18 protein-coding genes are annotated in these 18673 nt (G+C 40.8%); 15 read left to right on the top strand and 3 right to left on the bottom strand.

Translation table 11 applies throughout. The features are described 5' to 3' along the window. Positions 1-78 precede the first annotated feature (78 nt). Complete coding sequence (locus J8L71_RS18540) at positions 79-528, top strand: hypothetical protein (RefSeq protein ID WP_247655282.1); 450 nt, start codon at positions 79-81, stop codon at positions 526-528. Then, on the top strand, positions 525-1091 hold the full coding sequence (locus tag J8L71_RS18535; RefSeq protein WP_247655281.1) for a hypothetical protein: 567 nt from the start codon (positions 525-527) through the stop codon (positions 1089-1091). The genes J8L71_RS18540 and J8L71_RS18535 overlap by 4 nt, the downstream gene beginning before the upstream one ends. A gap of 111 nt (positions 1092-1202) precedes the next feature. On the opposite strand, the gene dapD is transcribed toward J8L71_RS18535, so the two are convergent. The 3 genes from dapD to map form a co-directional block, all read right to left on the bottom strand. Next, positions 1203-2030, bottom strand: coding sequence for a 2,3,4,5-tetrahydropyridine-2,6-dicarboxylate N-succinyltransferase (gene dapD / locus J8L71_RS11610; protein ID WP_211000670.1), 828 nt, complete (start codon positions 2028-2030; stop codon positions 1203-1205). A 9-nt stretch (positions 2031-2039) separates the two neighbouring features. Further along, positions 2040-4658: a [protein-PII] uridylyltransferase gene (glnD, locus tag J8L71_RS11605; RefSeq protein ID WP_211000669.1), complete on the bottom strand. Its 2619-nt coding sequence runs from the start codon at positions 4656-4658 to the stop codon at positions 2040-2042. A gap of 66 nt (positions 4659-4724) precedes the next feature. Beyond that, positions 4725-5543, bottom strand: coding sequence for a type I methionyl aminopeptidase (gene map, locus J8L71_RS11600; RefSeq protein WP_283241009.1), 819 nt, complete (start codon positions 5541-5543; stop codon positions 4725-4727). Between the two features lie 239 nt (positions 5544-5782). Here map and rpsB point away from each other — a divergent pair, with 239 nt between their 5' ends. The 13 genes from rpsB to lpxA all read left to right on the top strand — a co-directional run bounded on the left by rpsB (position 5783) and on the right by lpxA (position 18631). After that, complete coding sequence (gene rpsB, locus J8L71_RS11595) at positions 5783-6511, top strand: 30S ribosomal protein S2 (RefSeq protein ID WP_058548383.1); 729 nt, start codon at positions 5783-5785, stop codon at positions 6509-6511. Positions 6512-6614: 103 nt separating this feature from the next. Further along, positions 6615-7466, top strand: a complete 852-nt coding sequence (tsf, locus tag J8L71_RS11590) for a translation elongation factor Ts (protein ID WP_211000668.1) — start codon at positions 6615-6617, stop codon at positions 7464-7466. Between the two features lie 158 nt (positions 7467-7624). Further along, positions 7625-8374 (top strand): UMP kinase, encoded by a 750-nt coding sequence (gene pyrH, locus J8L71_RS11585; protein WP_211000667.1) that lies wholly within the window; start codon positions 7625-7627, stop codon positions 8372-8374. 13 nt (positions 8375-8387) lie between these two features. Continuing rightward, positions 8388-8945, top strand: a complete 558-nt coding sequence (frr, locus tag J8L71_RS11580) for a ribosome recycling factor (protein ID WP_058548380.1) — start codon at positions 8388-8390, stop codon at positions 8943-8945. Between the two features lie 100 nt (positions 8946-9045). Next, positions 9046-9807, top strand: coding sequence for an isoprenyl transferase (locus J8L71_RS11575; RefSeq protein WP_211000666.1), 762 nt, complete (start codon positions 9046-9048; stop codon positions 9805-9807). A 22-nt stretch (positions 9808-9829) separates the two neighbouring features. After that, a complete protein-coding gene (locus tag J8L71_RS11570) occupies positions 9830-10696 on the top strand; it encodes a phosphatidate cytidylyltransferase (protein WP_211000665.1) in 867 nt (288 codons plus the stop codon). After that, positions 10693-11898 carry a 1-deoxy-D-xylulose-5-phosphate reductoisomerase gene (gene ispC, locus J8L71_RS11565; RefSeq protein ID WP_211000664.1) on the top strand — a complete coding sequence of 402 codons (1206 nt, stop codon included), beginning with the start codon at positions 10693-10695 and terminating at the stop codon, positions 11896-11898. Before J8L71_RS11570 ends, ispC begins: the two co-directional genes overlap by 4 nt. Before the next feature lies 1 nt (position 11899). After that, positions 11900-13252 carry a sigma E protease regulator RseP gene (rseP, locus tag J8L71_RS11560; RefSeq protein ID WP_211000663.1) on the top strand — a complete coding sequence of 451 codons (1353 nt, stop codon included), beginning with the start codon at positions 11900-11902 and terminating at the stop codon, positions 13250-13252. A gap of 95 nt (positions 13253-13347) precedes the next feature. Continuing rightward, positions 13348-15819: an outer membrane protein assembly factor BamA gene (gene bamA, locus J8L71_RS11555; RefSeq protein ID WP_211000662.1), complete on the top strand. Its 2472-nt coding sequence runs from the start codon at positions 13348-13350 to the stop codon at positions 15817-15819. An 11-nt stretch (positions 15820-15830) separates the two neighbouring features. Then, positions 15831-16349: an OmpH family outer membrane protein gene (locus tag J8L71_RS11550; RefSeq protein WP_211000661.1), complete on the top strand. Its 519-nt coding sequence runs from the start codon at positions 15831-15833 to the stop codon at positions 16347-16349. A 7-nt stretch (positions 16350-16356) separates the two neighbouring features. After that, positions 16357-17379, top strand: coding sequence for a UDP-3-O-(3-hydroxymyristoyl)glucosamine N-acyltransferase (gene lpxD, locus J8L71_RS11545; protein WP_211000660.1), 1023 nt, complete (start codon positions 16357-16359; stop codon positions 17377-17379). A 26-nt stretch (positions 17380-17405) separates the two neighbouring features. Further along, positions 17406-17858: a 3-hydroxyacyl-ACP dehydratase FabZ gene (fabZ, locus tag J8L71_RS11540; RefSeq protein ID WP_211000659.1), complete on the top strand. Its 453-nt coding sequence runs from the start codon at positions 17406-17408 to the stop codon at positions 17856-17858. Positions 17859-17860: 2 nt separating this feature from the next. Continuing rightward, a complete protein-coding gene (lpxA, locus tag J8L71_RS11535) occupies positions 17861-18631 on the top strand; it encodes an acyl-ACP--UDP-N-acetylglucosamine O-acyltransferase (protein WP_211000658.1) in 771 nt (256 codons plus the stop codon). The last annotated feature ends 42 nt before the right edge of the window (positions 18632-18673 follow it).

The following is an 18673-nucleotide window of genomic DNA, read 5'->3' as shown; positions in this document are numbered from 1 at the left end:
GAACTGTGGGAAGTCCAATTGTTTTGTATAAAAGAGTTAGACTCGGACTTTATATGAGGATTATTTTGGGCTTTAAATATGGAATATGTTTATCATTACACTTCTGCCGATGGTTTAAAGGGAATTTTAGAGAGCAAAAGTTTATGGGCTACTAACGCAGAATATCTAAATGATTTTAGAGAAATAAAGCAAGGCATTGATAGAATCAAATCGCTTAGGGGGAGTTTGTCTGAGTTTTCACAGATCAAACTCGAAGAAATTTATGCTAAATACAAAAATATACCTTTAGATGTTACCCAAAAAGAAATGCGAAGTAAGGACGTGCACCTCGCAAATCAATTTTTAAATTTCCTATGGAATATAATTGATAATAATACCATTGATGAAATTTATACTACTTCATTTACAACTAAGAGTGATAGCCTAAACCATTGGCTAACTTACGGGTCAGAGCAAACTTCATATTGCATAAAGTTCAATAAAGAAAAGCTATTTGATGATGAGTACTTTAGGCAAAGAAAATTTTGAGTGGTTATGATTATGTTGATTACCAACCAACTGAGGAGATGCTTCATTCTTTAATTGAAGAACACTATCTGCCAGAGGTTTTAAGTTACGTGTTAGATTCAAATTTAAATGAAAATGACCTAAATGAAAATGACCTAAATGAAAAATGCGCTATTACTGCAATTGAAATTTTTAATGAAGCGATTTTTAAGATTGCTAGCATAAAAGATCAAGCGTTCGAATATGAAGAAGAGTTTCGTTTTACTCTTTTTTACCCTGGTTTAGTCTCATTAAATGAGAATACTGAAAAGTGTTATTTTGATTTTATAGACTCTTCTGATATCGATTTTATGGAGCTTGAAAATGGAGTGAAAGAGTTTTTTCCTTTATGCTACAGAACCTTAAGTTCTGGCGTTATAGCTCCATATAGAGCGATACCTTTTCCTAAAAATTCAATTGAAGAGATTATAGTTGGCCCATCAGAGAACAAAGACTTGGCTGTTAAAGGCTTGAGGTCTCTTTTGAGTTCATTAGATTACAATGTAAAAGTTTCTAGCACTGAAACTTCATTTAGAAGAATTTAAAAAGCCCTAAACCCAAAGGGCTTAGAGCTTTTTATATACAATTAAAGTTCAGGTAAAACACTTAACTTCAACGTATCGTTGGGTTTCGTTTCACTCAACCCAACCTACGTTTTATTCATCAATTGAGCGAAGTAGGGCGTTTATGCCTACCTTTTCACGTGTTTGCTTATCTACTTTTTTCACGATAATTGCAGCGTATAGGCTGTGGGTGCCATCTTTTGATGGTAATGCACCTGGCACAACTACAGCGCCTGCTGGTACGCGGCCGTAGTGAATTTCGCCAGTTTCACGGTCGTAAATACGGGTGCTTTGGCTGATGTAAACGCCCATTGAAATTACAGCGCCTTCTTCTACTACTACGCCTTCAACAATTTCAGAACGTGCGCCAATAAAACAGTTGTCTTCAATGATGGTTGGGTTAGCTTGCAGTGGCTCTAAAACGCCGCCTATGCCAACGCCGCCAGATAAATGTACGTTTTTACCAATTTGTGCACACGAGCCTACAGTGGCCCATGTATCAACCATGGTGCCGTCGTCAACGTATGCACCAATGTTTACGTACGATGGCATAAGTACGACGTTTTTACCTACAAAGCTGCCTTTGCGGGCTACCGCATTGGGAACTACGCGCATGCCGCCTTGCTGAAATTGCTCCGGCGTGTAGTCGCTAAATTTAAGCGGTACTTTGTCATAAAATTGGTTTACGCCGTCGTTCATTGGTTGGTTGTCGCGAATACGAAACGACAGTAATACGGCTTTTTTAAGCCATTGGTGTACAACCCATTCGCCTGATATTTTTTCAGCAACGCGGGCAGCGCCGCTATCTAGTAGTTCTAGTGCATCGATAATAGCTTGTTTAACATCGCTAGATACGGTGCTTGGGCTAATGCTGTCGCGGTTGTCCCACGCGTTTTCTATCATGGTTTTTAAATCTGACATGGTGTGTCCTTATTCTGTTTCGGCGTTGAATTTTTTACGTAATGCCTGATGAATTTTAACTTGCTCTTCATCAGTCAGCGCTTGATATTCGTTATTTGATACAACAAAGAAATCCTCAGCACGTTCACCTACCGTTGTAATGCGGGCAGCATGAATGTGTAATAAATGCGCTTGGAAAACTTCGGCAATTTTGGTTAATAAGCCAGGTATATCTACGGCCTGTATTTCTATTAAACTGCGGTCTTTGCGTGCATGAGGGCGCAGCACAATTTTCGGTTTAATATTAAAGTCTTTAAATCGTTGTGAGCGATTCTTTTTAAATCGAATCTTTTTACGTGGTTCGCTAAGTGCCTGCTCAAGGCCGCGTTTAATAGATTGCGCGCGGCTGCTTGCAATAGGTTCACCATTTACTTCAAGTATTACAAAGTTAAATAGTACGTAACCGTCTTTGGTGGTAAGTACTTGAGCATGTTGTATTTGTGCTTTTTTAGTACCAATTACACTCACTAAGCGAGCAAACAACGGCCCAGAGTAGGGGCTGTATACAAAGACTTGTGTTCCACCGTGCATGGCTTTATCTGATACAACGACACTTGGCTGGCTCAAATCGGTGCATTTAAGCAGATGTTCACTGTGCCACGATATTTGTTGCTCACTAAAAGCGGTAAAGTAATTTGCTTTAAAACGGCTCCAAATTAAGTCTATTTGTTCTTCAAAATGACCTAAATTAAGTAAGCGCTGTTTAGCTTGGTGCTTTTTATCGCGAATTTGGTCGCGTTGATCCATAGGGTTTTCAAGCCCTAGGCGTAGCGCACGTTGAGTATGTAGGTAGAGCTCGCGCAGTAACGTGTTTTTCCAGTCGTTCCATAAGTTGTCGTTGGTTGCGCGAATATCGGCAACGGTTAAACAATATAGGTAGTCGAGCTGGCGTTCTGTTTTTACGCGTGATGCAAAGTCTTTAATTACACCAGGGTCGTTTATATCTTTACGCTGTGCGGTTACCGACATTAGTAAGTGATTACCAACAAGCCAAGATATCAGCTTGCCGTCTGACGATGGGAAGCCATGTAATTTAGAAAAAGCAATGGCATCCACTGAGCCAAGCTCTGAATGATCTCCACCACGGCCTTTAGCAATATCATGAAATATTCCGGCTAAATAAAGTAGCTCGGGCTTATCCATACGGGTCACTATTTCACTACAAATAGGAAACTCACTGATACCGGTTTTATCAAAAAATTGGTAAATATTTTTAATGAGCTTATGGGTGTGCTCATCTACTGTGTAGGCATGAAATAAATCAAACTGCATTTGCCCAAATATATTTCGCCACTGTGGTAAATATGCGGCTAGCATGCCGTGTTTGTGCATAAGCGTAAACGCGCGGCCCATGCCATTAGGGTGTTTTACCAAGCGTAAGAATGCTTCGCGACACGCAGCGTAATCTTGTAAATCGCCCAATAGACGCCTGCGAACTTGGCGAATTGTGCGTATGGTGCTTGGGTAAATATGAGTGATTTCAGGGTTGTCAGCTATGTGTTCAAATAAAACAAACAGCTGGTCGCGCCTAAAAAATACAGATGGATTTTTTACTCTTATTTGATGGCCAACGCGTTCAAAATTTCTATCAAGTTCTACAACTGGCGCTTCTATGGTTTCTGGAATAATGCTTTGTTCAAAGTACGAAAGTAGCATTTGATTAAGCTCGCGCACGCGGCTCATGATTCTAAACAAACGCTTCATCATGCGCTCAACCGATGATTTACCATCACTACCAAAACCTAAAATTTCTGCAGCATTAGGTTGGTGATCAAACAATAATCGGTTTTCTGAGCGACCTGCAGCTAAATGCAGCGCAAAGCGAATATTCCATAAGTTCTCTAAGCACTCTGAAAGCTCCTGAAACTCTTCATGAGTTAAATAGCCGTGGCTTATTAGCTCTTGCAGTGTTTCGGCTCTAAAGTGTTTTTTAGCAACCCAAATTATAGTTTGTAAGTCGCGCAGGCCACCTGGGTTTTCTTTTATATTTGGCTCTAGGTTATACGCTGTGCCGTGGCATTTTTTATGGCGAAGATTTTGCTCTTGCACTTTAGCAACAAAAAACTCACCTGAGCGCCAAACTGGGGTTTCGATAATATGCGTTTTGAGTTTTTCAAACTCAATGTGGTTACCAAAAATTAGGCGGCTTTCAAGCAAGCTGGTGGCAAAGGTAACGTCTTCACGTTTTTGCTCAATGGCTTGCTCAATGGTGCGCACACTGTGGCCTATCTCTAAATTGAGATCCCAAAGCATGGTAACAAATTGGCCAATTTTTTCGCATATTTCTTCGCTAGGTTGTTGAGTTACTAGCAATAAAAAGTCGATGTCGGAGTAGGGGTGTAATTCACCACGGCCGTACCCGCCTACAGCAATAAGCGCTAAATCAGGTTCGCGCGCTAAATCGTAAACATGAAATAACTTTATTAGTAGGCGGTCAATAAACTCAGCCCGGGCATTAATTAAATTACCAACCGGTTGTTTAGAAAATTCGTTATGTAACCATTTATAAAAATAGCTAGAACAATCGCGATAATCAGTAAGTTGCTCAGCATCGCTAAGCAACTTTTTTACTTTGTTGGGTAATGCCACGTGGGCTGGCTCCTTGTTGAACCTTTCACACGGATAAGGTTTTTCTTATCAAGTGTTTCGGTTTTATTAGTGTTCTATGATCCGCTCGATAGTATCATCTGATCGAAGCGTTAAAATTTCAACTCCATTTTCAGTCACTAATAATGTGTGTTCCCACTGCGCAGACAAGCTACGGTCACGTGTAACAACAGTCCAGTCATCTTTAAGCAGTTTACATTGACGCTTACCTGCATTAACCATTGGCTCAATCGTTAAACACATACCTGCTTTGAGCGTTTCACCTGTACCCGCTTTACCGTAATGCATTACTTGTGGCTCTTCGTGAAATTCGCTACCGATACCATGGCCGCAGTATTCACGAACAATTGAGTAGTTAAAGCTTTCTGCATATTTTTGAATAGCTTCGCCAATATCACCTAAACGAACACCTGGTTTTACCATTTTAATAGCAAGGTATAAGCTTTCTTGTGTTACTTCTGCAAGGCGCTTACCTTGAATGTTTGGTGTACCTACGTGAAACATTTTTGAGGTGTCGCCGTGGTAACCATCTTTGATAACGGTAACGTCAATATTTACACTGTCGCCATCTTTTAAAGCTTTGTCGTTTGGAATTCCGTGGCAAATTACGTGGTTTACTGAGGTACAAACCGACTTAGGAAAACCATGGTAATTTAGCGGAGCAGGAATCGCTTTTTGCACATTTACAATATAATCATGACAAATTGTATTTAACTCATCAGTAGTTACACCTGGCACTACATGTGGTCCAATCATTTCTAGCACGTCTGCCGCTAAACGCCCGGCTATACGCATTTTTTCAATTTCTTCAGGGGTCTTGATCACAGCGCTCATTGAGGCTCCAAAGTTGCGTTTTTTAACATTTATCGTCGCACAAATTTTGCACGCGACGTTGAGTATTTAATTTTAATATGGTATAAAGCGCGCCGTCTTTTTACAAATAAATTCTTAAATGATTTTTTGTATTTAAGGCAAACACAATTTTATTTTAACACACACACGTATCGTCACATACACTTGGGTGCATTTGAAGTTTAAATACTTCGGTGTTGGTGCTATGGGATATGTGGAGGCCTAACCCTAAACAACTATAGAGGATCTATAAAATGGCAAACGTTTCAATGCGCGATATGCTTCAAGCTGGTGTTCACTTTGGTCACCAAGCACGTTACTGGAACCCTAAGATGAAGCCTTTCATCTTCGGCGCACGTAACCGTGTACATATCATCAACCTTGAGCAAACAGTACCAATGTTCAACGACGCACTTAAGTTTTTATCAAGTGCTGCTGCAAACAAAGGTAAAGTTCTTTTCGTTGGTACTAAGCGCGCAGCAAGCGACGCAGTTAAAGAAGCCGCTTTACAAAGCGACCAGTTCTTCGTAAATCACCGTTGGTTAGGTGGTATGTTGACTAACTGGAAAACTGTACGTCAATCAATCAAGCGTCTTAAAGACCTTGAAGTACAAAGCCAAGACGGTACTTTCGAGAAATTAACTAAGAAAGAAACGTTAATGCTTAACCGCGAAATGGAAAAGCTTGAAAAGAGCCTTGGTGGTATCAAAAACATGGGCGGTCTTCCAGACGCGCTTTTCGTTATCGATGCTGACCACGAGCACATTGCTATCCGTGAAGCAAACAACCTAGGTATTCCAGTTGTTGCAATCGTTGATACTAACTCTAACCCAGACGGTGTTGATTACATCGTACCTGGTAACGATGATGCTATCCGTGCAATCAACCTTTACACAAGTGCTGTAGCTACTGCTATCACTGAAGGTCGTGAGAACAACATTGTTGCTCAAGCTGAGAAAGACGACTTCGTAGAAGCTGAGTAATTAGCTGTCATCAAGTCTTCATCTTTTTAAGGTGAAGACTTGCTATTCTTGTCGAGCGGGTAACCCGCTTATCTAACCTGATTTCAGATTTGAGGATTTACTAATGGCTGTAACTACTGCCCTAGTTAAAGAATTACGCGAGCGTACTGGCGCTGGCATGATGGATTGTAAAAAAGCGTTAACTGAAACTGATGGCGACATCGAGTTAGCGATTGAAAACATGCGTAAAAGTGGCGCTGCGAAAGCTGCTAAAAAAGCAGGTAACATTGCTGCTGAAGGTACTATCATCATCAAGCAAAATGCTGGTGTTGCTGTACTTGTTGAAGTTAACTGTCAAACAGACTTCGTTGCAAAAGACGTAAGCTTCTTAGCATTTGCTAACAAAGTTGCTGACGCTGCAATCGCAGAAACAATCTCTATCGAAGACTTACAAGCTAAGTTTGAAGAAGACCGTGTTGAGCTAGTGACTAAGATTGGCGAAAATATCAACGTACGTCGCCTGCAGTACATCGCTGGTGAAAACCTAGTTGAGTACCGTCACGGTGAGCGTATTGGTGTTGTTGTTGCGGGTGTTGCTGACGAAGAAACACTTAAGCACGTTGCAATGCACGTTGCTGCTTCAAGCCCTGAGTACTTAACGCCTGCTGATGTTCCTGCAGACGTTGTAGAAAAAGAAAAGCAAGTTCAAATCGACATCGCGATGAATGAAGGCAAGCCTGCTGAAATCGCTGAGAAGATGGTTGTTGGACGCATGAAAAAATTCACTGGTGAGGTTTCTCTTACTGGTCAAGCTTTCATCATGGAACCTAAAAAATCTGTTGGCGAAGTTCTTAACGAGAAAAACGCAACAGTTACTGGCTTTGTACGTGTAGAAGTTGGTGAAGGTATCGAGAAGAAAGAAGAAGATTTTGCTGCTGAAGTTGCTGCTCAAATTGCAGCCGCTAAAGGCGAGTAAGATTAACTATTTGTGATGCATAAGGAAATTAGATGCAATTAAAGTACTATTTGGTTTTGCGTCACGCATAGAAATTCTTTAAAATAACCGCGCTTTTATGTTTATCATAAGCGCGGTTATTTTTTATCCATATTTTAATAAAAGTTGGCCCCAATACTATGACTATCAATCGTAAACCTATTTTTAGACGTGTTCTTCTCAAATTAAGTGGTGAAGCTTTAATGGGAGACGAAGGCTTCGGCATCGACCCAAAAGTATTAGATCGTATGGCTCAAGAGATTAAAGAGCTGGTAGAACTCGACGTAGAAGTGGGTTTGGTTATCGGCGGCGGTAACTTTTTACGAGGCGGATCGCTTGCAGAAGCAGGTATGAACCGCGTAGTAGGCGATCACATGGGCATGCTTGCAACCGTTATGAACGGCCTTGCAATGCGTGATGCGCTGCACCGTGCATTTGTAAACTGTCGTTTAATGTCGGCAATCCCACTAAACGGTGTATGTGACGCTTATAACTGGGCTGAAGCAATTAGTTTATTAAAATCTGGTCGTGTTGTTATTTTTGCAGCCGGTACAGGTAACCCTTTCTTTACTACTGATTCTGCAGCGTGTTTACGCGGTATCGAAATTGAAGCTGACACAGTAATTAAAGCAACAAAAGTTGATGGTGTTTTCAGTGATGACCCTGTTAAAAACCCAGACGCGACGCTTTACCGTCACTTAAGCTACAATGAAATCATTGATAAAGAATTAAAAGTTATGGATTTAGCGGCATTTACTTTAGCCCGCGATCACAATATGCCATTGAGCGTATTTAATATGAATAAATCAGGCGCGCTAAAACGCGTAATTATGGGTGAAGAAGAAGGAACACTTATCTCTTCACAAGCCTCAGATGAAGTAATCAAATAATTAGGATTGAACCGTGATTAACGATATTCAAAAAGATGCGCAAGAGCGCATGCAAAAGAGTGTAGCAGCATTAGGTAGCCAATTATCTAAAATCCGTACTGGACGTGCTCACCCTGCAATTTTAGACGGCATTATGGTGTCGTACTACGGTGCAGATACACCACTTAACCAAGTAGCTAACGTGACGATTGAAGATTCACGTACACTTGCTATTGGCGTATTCGATAAATCTTTAGCGCAAGCTGTTGAAAAAGCAATTATGGCATCTGATTTAGGTTTAAACCCTATGTCGGCAGGTACGGTTATTCGTGTACCTCTTCCTCCACTTACGGAAGAACGTCGTAAAGATTTAATTAAAATTGTGCGTGGCGAAGTAGAAGGCGGCCGTGTAGCTGTTCGTAATATTCGTCGTGATGCAAATGGTGATGTTAAATCTTTGCTTAAAGAGAAAGATATTTCTGAAGATGAAGCGCGTCAAGCTGAAGATGCAATTCAAAAGCTTACAGATAAGTTTATTAAAGAAATGGATGCTCAATTAGCAGCTAAAGAAACAGAATTAATGGAAATCTAATCCATTAAATAACCTACACTTTAGGTTGTTAAATATATTAGTTTTGAAACGCCGTCTGGGGTATACTAGGCGGCGTTTTTTTATGGAATAGTCAATATTTATGGTTCTAGACGCTGACACAATTTCACAGCAAAGTTTACCTAAGCATGTTGCCATCATCATGGATGGGAACGGACGTTGGGCTCAAGCTAGAAATAGACCTCGTGTGTACGGGCATAAAAAAGGCGTGGACGCTGTTCGTCAATCAGTTCAGTTTTGTACTAGGTTGGGGATACAATCGTTAACCCTATTTGCTTTTAGTAGTGAAAACTGGCGCCGCCCAGAAGATGAAGTAAATACTTTAATGGAGCTTTTTTTGTTTGTTTTAACAAAAGAAGTTAAAAAGCTTCATAAAAATAATGTAAAACTGACCATTATTGGAGATTTATCACGGTTTTCAGAAGGCCTGCGCAGTAAAGTAGACGCTGCTCATAAGTTAACTGAAAATAACACCGGACTGTGTTTAAATGTTGCAGCAAACTACGGTGGACGTTGGGATATGGCTAATGCAGCTAAACAGCTTGCTTTGCAAGTGGCGCAGGGCACACTCAACGCAGAAGATATTACAGAAGAGCGCTTAGCGCAGCATATGAGCATGGCAGATCAGGCTGAACCTGATTTACTCATTCGCACAGGTGGCGATGTTCGTATTAGTAACTTTTTACTATGGCAAGCTGCTTATGCAGAGCTTTACTTTACCGAGACACTTTGGCCTGATTTTAATGAAGCAGCATTTGCTGAGGCCATTGCGTGTTACGTTGCCAGAGAGCGACGTTTTGGTTGTACGGGCGAACAAATAAAACAATTACTCGCTCAAACCTAAAAATAGAATAAGGGTCACAATTTTGTTAAAACAACGCATTTTAACCTCGCTCGTGCTAGCACCGTCTGCACTGGGGCTGGTTTTTTACACACCACTTACGTTATTTAGCTACTTTGCAGGTGCAATTGTAATGCTAGGCGCGTGGGAGTGGTCAGCATTTATGGGCTTATGTGGAAAGCTTAAACGTGGCGCTTTTGTTGTGCTAATAGCGGCTCTGCTTGGCTTACTTAACTTACATTGGCCGATTGAGTCGTTATGGGTTAATGGAAAGCTAGCTGGGGATGCAAATTATATATTTACACTGTCCTTTGCGTGGTGGATTGTAGCCAGTTACTTAATTTGGCGTTATCCAGCTATGGCTAAAGCGTGGAATGAAGGTTTAGTTATGCGCGGTATTGCCGGGCTACTAACGCTTGTGCCGTTATGGCTTGCGCTTAATACTCTTCGTAGTGCGCAGTATGCTGAATCGACTCACTTTGGGTCAGTACTTATTTTAGTGGTGTTAGGCATAGTATGGAGTGCTGATATAGGCGCTTATTTTTCTGGTAAAAGCTTTGGTAAGCACAAGCTAATGCCTAAAGTGAGCCCCAATAAAACGATTGAAGGTTTAGCCGGTGGTGTTGTTGCTTCAATCATTTTTGTTTTAGCTTTTTGTCACTTTACTGATGTCGATTTAGTTGTGTGGCCTATATATGCTGTGATGACTGCATTTATTGCGTTATTTTCTGCTGTTGGCGATTTGCTAGAAAGTATGTTTAAGCGCGAAGCCGGCTTAAAAGATAGCGGCAGCTGCTTACCAGGTCATGGTGGTATTTTAGATAGAATTGATAGTTTAACTGCAGCAGCGCCAATATTTGTGATGTGTTATGCATGGACCTTGAGTTTATGAGTCAGAAGCAACAACTGGTTATTTTAGGTGCTACAGGTTCAATCGGTTTAAGCACATTAGATGTAGTAGCCAGAAATAAAGAACTATTTGACGTATTTGCACTAACTGCCGGCCAAAATGCTAAAAAAATGGCCGAGCTGTGTATTGAGCATGAACCGTTGTATGCTGTTATGGCTACGCAAGCGGCTGCAGAGGAGCTTAGCTCTCATTTAAACAATACGCCTTGCCAAACTCTAGTTATGCACTCAGTGCAAGCTATGAGTGATTTGTGTGCTCATCCTGATGTAGACACTGTCATGTCGGCTATTGTGGGTGCTGTTGGTTTATTACCTACGCTTAGCGCTGTAGAAGCCGGTAAAAAAGTATTGCTTGCCAATAAAGAATCGTTAGTAATGTCAGGGCAGTTGTTTATTGATAAAGTAAAACAGCACAACGCGACCTTATTGCCGATTGATAGTGAACACAACGCTATTTTTCAGTGCCTACCTCATTCATTACAAAATGCACAAAGCGATAAAAATCTGCAAGATAACGGTGTAAGTAAAATTTTGCTTACCGGTTCTGGTGGGCCATTTTTAACACGTGATATAAATACCCTAAAAGATGTAACAGTTAGTGAAGCCGTTGCACATCCTAATTGGTCTATGGGTCAAAAAATATCTGTAGATTCAGCGACTATGATGAACAAAGGCCTTGAGTTTATTGAGGCTAAATGGCTGTTTAACTGCAATACCAGCGACATAGATGTTGTCATCCACCCGCAAAGTATTATTCATTCTATGGTGCAATACCACGATGGTTCTATTTTAGCGCAAATGGGCAACCCTGATATGCGCACGCCTATCGCACATGCACTTGCATATCCTGAACGAATAAATGCAGGCGTTAAACCGTTAAATTTCTCTGATATATCTGATTTTTCATTCACCAAGCCTGACTTTTCTCGCTATCCAAATTTACAATTAGCGATTGATGCGTGTAGTGCAGGTCAGGGCGCTACCACAACGGTTAATGCTGCAAATGAAATTGCTGTTGCGGCATTTTTAAAAGGCCAAATTGGTTTTACTGATATATACAAAATAAATGCACAAACGCTTGAAGTTGCAACGTATACCAATGTACAAAGCTTGGATGAAATTTTAGAGTGCGATAAATTAGCGCGTATTAGCGCTTCAGAATTTATAACAAAAGTGGCGCATTAATATGTTTGATTTTTTTTGGAATCTTGGCTCATTTATTTTAGCGCTTGGTATTTTAGTGGCCATACATGAATATGGTCACTTTTGGGTTGCTCGTAAGATGGGTGTTAAAGTGCTGCGCTTTTCAATTGGTTTTGGTAAGCCGCTTTTAAAATGGCACGATAAATACAAAACCGAATACGTAATAGCAGCTATACCGCTAGGTGGTTACGTAAAAATGCTCGATGAGCGAGTGGACGAAGTACCTGCAAACGAGCGTCACTTATCGTTTAATGCTAAATCGGTTCAAGCACGAATAGCTATTGTAGCAGCGGGGCCTATGGCAAACTTTTTGTTTGCAATTGTAGCGCTTGCAGCAATGTACATGGTGGGCGTGCAGTCGGTTAAGCCTGTAGTCGGTAGTATTACTGAGGGAAGTAGAGCCGAGCAAGCAGGCATTATGCCTTCGCAACATATTATAAAAATTGGCGATGACGACATTACTACATGGCAAGATGCTACATTTTCACTTATGTCTAGTTTAGGTGAGCAAAGTGTTGACGTGACTGTACGTGATGAAAACCTTCAAACACGTGTTAAAACGCTTAATTTAGATGGCTGGAAGCTTGATCAGCAAGATGTGCCACCACTAAGCTCTCTTGGCATCGTGCCATTTAGACCTCAAGCTACGCTCACAATCGCAGCTGTGACTAAAAACTCAGCAGCAGAACAAGCAGATTTACAAGCTAAAGACATCATATTGGCTGTAAACGGCGAAACTATAAGCAATTGGCAGCAATTAGTTAATCTTATTACGCAATCGGCTAACAAATCTTTACAATTTAGTGTAAAAAGACAGGATAGTATAAAAACCATTACCGTGACTCCGCAAGGACGAATTGATGATAATGGTGTTGAGCAAGGCTTTTTAGGCGTTGCCCCTGTTGTTCAACCATGGCCAGATGGCTACGTTGAGACTAGACATTACGGCCCACTCGATAGTATCGTGCGAGGCACTAAAGAAACTTGGCGCTTAATTACCCTTAGTTTTGACATGATTGGTAATTTAATTACAGGCCAGGTTTCGGTTAAAAATTTAAGTGGTCCTGTGGGCATTGCCGTCGGTGCTGGAACCAGCGTGAGCTATGGCTTAGTTGCCTTTTTGAGCTTCTTAGCTCTGATAAGCGTTAACTTGGGTGTATTTAACTTATTACCCTTACCAGTGCTTGATGGCGGACACTTAATGTATTACATAATTGAACTTTTTCGTAAAAAGCCGGTCTCTGAAAAGACACAAGAGTTTGGTTTTAAAGTGGGTGCCTTGCTGCTCATTTTTCTAACATGTTTCGCTTTGTTCAATGATGTATCGCGTTTGTAGTTATAGCGTGACAATTACTAATTAGAACACGATTGTAAAGCATCATTAAATTGATGTTATGCGGTAATACAGTTGTAAAGGATAAAGATAATAAAATGGCTATAAAAAAACATTTGGCAGTAACAAGTTTATTGGGTGCAAGCTTTGCAGCCCTAGGCCAAAACTCCTTTATTGTTGAAGACCTAAAAGTTGAAGGTTTGCAGCGTGTAGCACTTGGTGCAGCGCTTACGCATATTCCTATTAACGTAGGCGATAACGTAGATGACTATACGATCTCAAAAACAATAAAGTCACTTTATCGTTCTGGGCACTTTGACAACATAAAAGCGCTTCGCGATGGCAACAACGTTATTTTTAAAGTAACTGAGCGTCCTACAATTAGCTTTATTGAGTTTGAAGGCAATAAAGATATTAAAGACGAGCAGCTTAATGAATCTCTAGATCAGCAAGATATTCGCCAAGGTGAGCCACTTGATAAAACCGTTATCGATAATATCGAAAAGGGCCTAGTTGAGTTTTTCCACAGTATTGGTAAATACAACGCTAAAGTAGATATCAGCGTTACTAAACTGCCACGTAACCGTGTAAAGCTAAAACTTGAATTTGATGAAGGTGATGCCGCATCAATTCGTCAAATTAACTTAGTGGGTAACGAGCTATTTTCTAATGAAGAGCTTTTAAAACTTGCTGAATCGCAACAAGATTTACCGTGGTGGCAGTTTATGGGCAGCGATCGCTACCAAAAACAAACCATTGAAGGTGATTTAGAAAAAATTCGTAGTTACTACCTAGACCGTGGTTACCTACGTTTTAATATCGATTCAACGCAAGTATCAGTGAGCCCTGAACGTGAATCAGTTTACGTTACAGCTAACTTAACTGAAGGCGTAAAATATACCGTTAAAGGTTTTGACTTTATTGGTGATTTACTCGGACGCGAAGATTTAATTAAAAGCGTTATTCCACTTCGTGCAGGTGAGTTATATAACGGCTCAGTAGTGACTTCATCAGAAGAATTTATTAAAAGTTACTTAGCACGATTCGGTTATGCCAATGCTGAAGTACGTACAATTCCTGAAATTGATGACGAAAAGCAAGAAGTTCAGCTAACACTTTCGGTAAACCCGGGTAAACGTGTATACGTTCGTCGTATCATTGTGGGTGGTAACCAAAACACAGCTGATGAAGTTCTTCGCCGTGAGATGACACAGCTAGAAGGTGCATGGTTATCTAATCAAAACCTTGAGCGTTCAAAATTACAAATCCAGCGTTTACCGTATATGGAAAACGTTGATTTTAACGTAGTACCAGTACCTGGTGTTGACGATCAGGTCGATGTAGATTTTACAGTTAAAGAGCAGTCAGCGGGTAGCTTTAATGCGGGTCTTGCATATGGTTCATACCTTGGTCTGCAGTTTAATATTGGTGTGACTGAATCTAACTTTTTAGGTACGGGTAACCAAATCGGTTTAAATCTAAATACTTCTGTAGGTTCTGAAAGCATAAGCTTATCTTACACTGACCCTTACTTCACGCCAGACGGCGTATCGCAAGGTAGTAGTATTTTTTACACTAACTACGATGCAAGTAAATTTAGCTTAGTAGACTACAAATCGAAAAGTTACGGGATAGGTACCAATATTGGTTTCCCAATTGATGCTGTAAATCGTGTGAACTTTGGTGTTCGTTGGATAAAAGAAGAGCTTTCAGATATTGCCGAGTACGAACAAACTCGTGTTCTTCGTGAAACGTTCCTAGATCCAGAAAATCCTGATGCTGGCTTTGACTTTACCAAATATGAGCTAAGTGTAGGTTGGTCGCGTATTACCGTTAACCGTGGTTTATTCCCTACGGCGGGTTCGCGCCAAACCTTAAATTTAACAGCCACTACGCCTAACTCAGACCTTCAGTACTTTAAGCTGAACTACGACTCGCGTTTTTACTGGCCAATATCAAACGATCATCGTTGGGTATTCTCAACGCGTGCAGCGCTTGGTTACGGTAATGGTTATGGGACCACAAATGGTTATGAGCAAACATTACCATTCCAAGAGTTCTTCCAAATTACAGAGATGGAACTACGTGGCTTTGACCGTAATACAATATTACCACGTGCCGTATCACGTATACCGCAATCTATTCCGGGTACTCCTGGTGCTGATGGCACAACAACAGGTAGTATAGGTGGAGCAGATCAGTTCGATATATTGATTCCACAAGGCCGTATTGGTGGTAACGCTAAAGCGGTAGCGGGTATGGAGCTAATTGTTCCTACGCCGTTCTTAGATGAAGAAAATACCAGTTCTGTACGTACAAGCTTCTTTGTAGATGCTGCGAACGTATGGGATACTGAATTTAGCGTAGACCGCTATCAAAACTTAGCGCCAGATGAGCGTGCTAAATTAGATGACTACTCAGACCCAATGCGTTTTAGGGTTTCAACCGGTCTTTCATTACAATGGATCTCTCCGATGGGTCCAATGTTGATCAGTTTTGCGTATCCATTGCAAAAACAAGAAGATGACGATACGAAAACGATCAGCTTTAACATTAGTAACACTTTCTAAAGGAGTTTTTTGTGAAAACATTATTTAAATCAACAGCAGTAGCAGTTTTAGCAACATTAATGATGGGTACTTCAGCAAGTGCATTTGCACACAAAGTAGGTATCGTTGATATACAAGAAATCTACAAGCAAATTCCTCAAATGGCTAAAATTGAACAATCGCTACAAACTGAGTTTGCAGAGCGCCGCCAAGAACTTGAAAAGTTACAAGGCGATATTCGCTTTGAAGCAGAAAAATTTAAGCGCGAAAGCACAACGATGAGCCAAGCTCAAAAAGATGCATTACGTGACAAGATTCAGGGCATGCAAAAAAATCTTGCTGAACAAGGTCGTCCTTTAGAGCAAGAAATTAAAGCACGCCAAAACCAAGAGCTTGCTAAAGTTCAAGGTGTGATCATCAAAACAATTGAAGAAATTGCTAAAGATGGCGACTTCGATGAAGTTAAAGTTAAAGACACAACGATCTACTTTAACCCTAAAGAAGTAACTGATCTTTCATCTAAAGTTGTAGCAGCTGTTAGCAAGAAATAATCACTCTATGCAAAATTATACGCTTTCGCAAATTGCGGAACTTCTAGGCGCCGAGCTTCAAGGTGATGGCGCTTTAGAAATAAAAAAAATAGCGACACTTGCAAATGCCCGTACTGGGCATATTGCATTTTTAGCGAACTCAAAATATCGTACGCAGCTTGAAACTACACAAGCTAGTGCTGTAATAGTTAGCCAAGCTGATGCTGAATTTTTTGAAGGCAGTAAAGTGATAGTTGCTAACCCCTATGTGAGTTACGCAAAACTAGCGCAATTTATGGATACTACGCCTCGCTCGGCCTCTACAGGTATACACCCAAGTGCAACTATTCACCCTTCAGCTATTGTAAGCGACAGTGCCGCGGTAGGCGCTAATGCTGTAATTGAAGCTGAAGCTGTTATTAGTGATAACGCGCAAATTGGTCCGAACAGTTTTATCGGAGAACGTGTTAAAATAGGCTCTGGCACTAAGCTTTGGCCTAGTGTGACTATTTATCACGATGTTGAGATTGGCGCAGATTGTTTGTTTCAAGCAAATAGTGTTGTTGGTAGTGATGGATTTGGCTATGCCAATGAGCGCGGGCAGTGGGTAAAGATACCCCAACTTGGCTCAGTGATTATAGGCGACAAGGTTGAAATAGGCGCAAGCACTACTATTGACCGTGGCGCACTAGATAACACCATTATCCATAGCAATGTTATTATTGATAATCAGTGTCAAATAGCACACAACGTTGAAGTTAACTCGGGCACAGCGATTGCTGGCTGCACCGTACTTGCAGGAAGCGTTACCATTGGCAAGAACTGTCAAATTGGCGGCATGACTGCAATTAACGGTCACATGTCTGTATGTGATGGTGTTATAATTACTGGTATGAGTATGGTGACTAAATCAATCACCGAACCAGGTGTTTACTCATCAGGTATGCCCCATACAACTAATAAAGAATGGCGTAAATCAATTGCTCACTTGCGTAACCTTTCAGACATGAAGTCACGTCTTAAAGCGCTTGAAGCATTGGCTAAGTCATAACGTTGAACACTAATAAGGATGCTATTTTGGCAAACGAATTAAATAGCCTTGATATTCAAGAAATTTTAAGTTTATTACCACACCGTTATCCGATGCTTTTAATTGATCGTGTTATTGACTTTACGCCTGGCGAGTCACTACATGCAATTAAAAATGTGTCTATTAACGAGCCTATTTTTACTGGCCATTTTCCAAATCAGCCAATTTTTCCTGGTGTGCTAATATTAGAAGCAATGGCGCAAGCCACTGGTTTATTAGGGTTTAAAACTGTAGAAAACCGTAGCGATAACGAGCTTTACTTATTTGCTGCTGTAGATAATGCGCGTTTTAAACAACCAGTAGTTCCTGGCGATACAATGCATCTGCATGTAGAGTTTTTAAAAGAGCGTCGCAATATATGGAAATTTGCCGCTGAAGCAAAAGTCGATGGCAAAGTAGTATGTAGTGCCGAAATTATGTGTGCGAGAAGAGAGTTTTAATAGTGATCCATTCTACAGCAATAATCGAACCTGGCGCTAAACTAGGCAACAATGTCTCAGTTGGTCCGTATAGCTATATTGGCAATGATGTTGTGATCGGTGATGACTGTATTATTGAGTCTCACGTTGTTGTTAAAGGGCCATCTATTATTGGCTCTGGAAATCATATTTTCCAATTTGCGTCAGTAGGCGAAGCCTGCCAAGACAAAAAATACAACAACGAGCCAACCACATTAATCATGGGTGATAACAACGTTATTCGTGAGTGTGCAACTATCCACCGAGGTACTATTCAGGATCAAGGTGTAACTAAAATTGGTAGCAACAACTTATTTATGGCTTATACCCATGTAGCGCACGATGCTGTGATTGGTGATAACGTTATTTTTGCTAATAACGCAAGTGTTGCAGGCCATGTACACGTAGGCGATTGGGTTATCTTAGGTGGTAACTCGGGTGTTCATCAGTTTTGTAAAATTGGTGACCACGCATTTATTGGCATGTACTCAGGTGTTAATAAAGACGTGCCTCCATTTGTTACTACTATTGGTATGCCAGCAGGTCCTGCAGCAATCAACAAAGAAGGCATGAAACGCCGTGGCTTTGAAAGCGATGAAATAATGGCAGTACGCCGTGCTTATAAAGCATTTTATCGTAAGAGCTTAGGTGTTGATGAAGCAATTTCATCACTAAGTGAAGACGCTGCAAAGTATCCTGCAGTGCAAACCATGATAGATTTTGTTAAAGGCTCTGAGCGCGGCATTGTAAGATAATTACAAGCTTTGCTTTGAGCATTAAAACCACCGTAGATGATA

The sequence above is a fragment of the Pseudoalteromonas sp. MMG007 genome, assembly GCF_018100985.1.
GTDB lineage: Bacteria > Pseudomonadota > Gammaproteobacteria > Enterobacterales > Alteromonadaceae > Pseudoalteromonas.
Note: the sequence above shows the minus strand (reverse complement) of the source record. Positions and strands in the feature narration are given on the sequence as shown.